Origin of the sequence: Pseudomonas fluorescens (genome assembly GCF_005938625.1) — a bacterium.
GTDB lineage: Bacteria > Pseudomonadota > Gammaproteobacteria > Pseudomonadales > Pseudomonadaceae > Aquipseudomonas > Aquipseudomonas fluorescens_BD.
The window spans coordinates 1-1426 of record NZ_VCNJ01000121.1; the positions used below are offsets into that span (position 1 = coordinate 1).

Below are 1426 nucleotides of genomic sequence, written 5' to 3' on the forward strand. Positions count from 1 at the left end.
TAATGCCAGTCAGTTAAGCTGACTGGCATTTTTATTTTTGATCGGATACTTCGGTGATTTCAGCCGAATCGCCCGAGGATAAACGCGCTCCTCACGTCGATGCGGCAGAACGTAGTGCGGCGCTGAAGCATGAAGCTCGGCCAAATACTTGGGGATGTTCCCGGAACGGTCGGCCGAGACGCTGTTGATAAACCCAAGAATCGCCCAGGTACACGCGGTAAAGCTCATTTCGCACGGGTAAATGCCAGGACAGTGGCGACTCATTTCCACCATCTGATAGCGCAACAAGTTGTAGCCCAACAACACGCCCCACAACTCTTGCTCGACCATCTCGGGTATCTTGCTGCGCAGCGTATAGCTGCTGTTGAGCAGCGTCTGCTTCATTTCCCGAAAGCCTAATTCGATTTCCCAGCGCTGGCTGTACAGATCAACGATCTCGTCGGAAGGAAAACGCAGTGGGTCAGCCATCGAGGTCAGAATCTGACACACCTTGCCCTTGACGGTTTTGCTCAGCAGTCGCGCGGTCAGCTGCTCCGGCAACCCAGGCCATTGCTTGCGGGCCTGCGGCGAAGTGCTCAGCAAAACAATCGCATCCTGGCGCCCCAAACGCTGGATCACCTCGTACTGCGAGCCTTTTTTCAGCGGCATCAGCCAGTGGCGTTCGACACCTGCCTGCTGCCACCGATGCAGTAAACCTAACGAGTAAAAACCACGATCAAACAGCGTCAGCGAGTGATCGGGGGTGGTTTCGATCAGTTGCTCGGCCAGTTTCATTTCGTTGCTGCGGTAGCCGTCAAACGCACTGCCAATCAGCAAATGGCTGGTCAACTCCATTTGGCAGACCATGCGCACCTGAGGAAAACCGGTGTCGCCATGCTGGTTGCTGGCGGAGTCATAGCGCGCCCGATTTTCCGGCGTATCGGGCGTGCGCCAGACAACGCCATCGACACCCAACAAACGCAGACCGGCCCAAGTCGGGTGACCGGCTGCCTCATGCCAACTTTTCTGGGTCAAATCGAAGACTTGTCGTACAGCTTCGCTGCCCAATCTCTGACGGGCCTGGACTACGGCGCTGGGCGCTACCAACGGGCGCTGACCCGGCAACATGATATTCATGCGACTGACCACATCCCAGGCCGACATGCGCCGGAAGAACGCCATGGAGATCACGCACCAGAGCATCATTTCCAGAGGCAAACGACGCTTGCGCAGCGTCGCCACACCAGCTTGTTCAAGCGCCTGTTCGACCAGAGAAGGATCGAGCAAAGCGCCCAATCCCTCGATGGCGTTGGGGGTAGAGGCGATGTTGTGGGTCAGTTCCAGTGCCCGAGCAAGACGCATAAAAAAATCCGATGCCAGTACAGGCATCGGATTTTGATTTCTTGCGGCCAAAGGTCAAGCGAGAAGGCTTAACTGATCGGCATTA

Annotated in this window: 1 protein-coding gene; it reads right to left on the reverse strand. The window is 56.2% G+C overall.

Annotated elements, in window-relative coordinates; translation table 11 throughout:
• Window positions 1-9: 9 nt before the first annotated feature.
• A complete protein-coding gene (locus FGA82_RS31965; RefSeq protein ID WP_141130155.1) occupies window positions 10-1341 on the reverse strand; it encodes an IS4 family transposase in 1332 nt (443 codons plus the stop codon).
• Between the last annotated feature and the right edge of the window lie 85 nt (window positions 1342-1426).

What these genes read in the sequence shown, in the direction of transcription:
- FGA82_RS31965 (WP_141130155.1), bottom strand. Translation starts at nt 1,341, where the DNA reads ATGCGTCTTGCTCGGGCACTGGAACTGACCCACAACATCGCCTCTACC.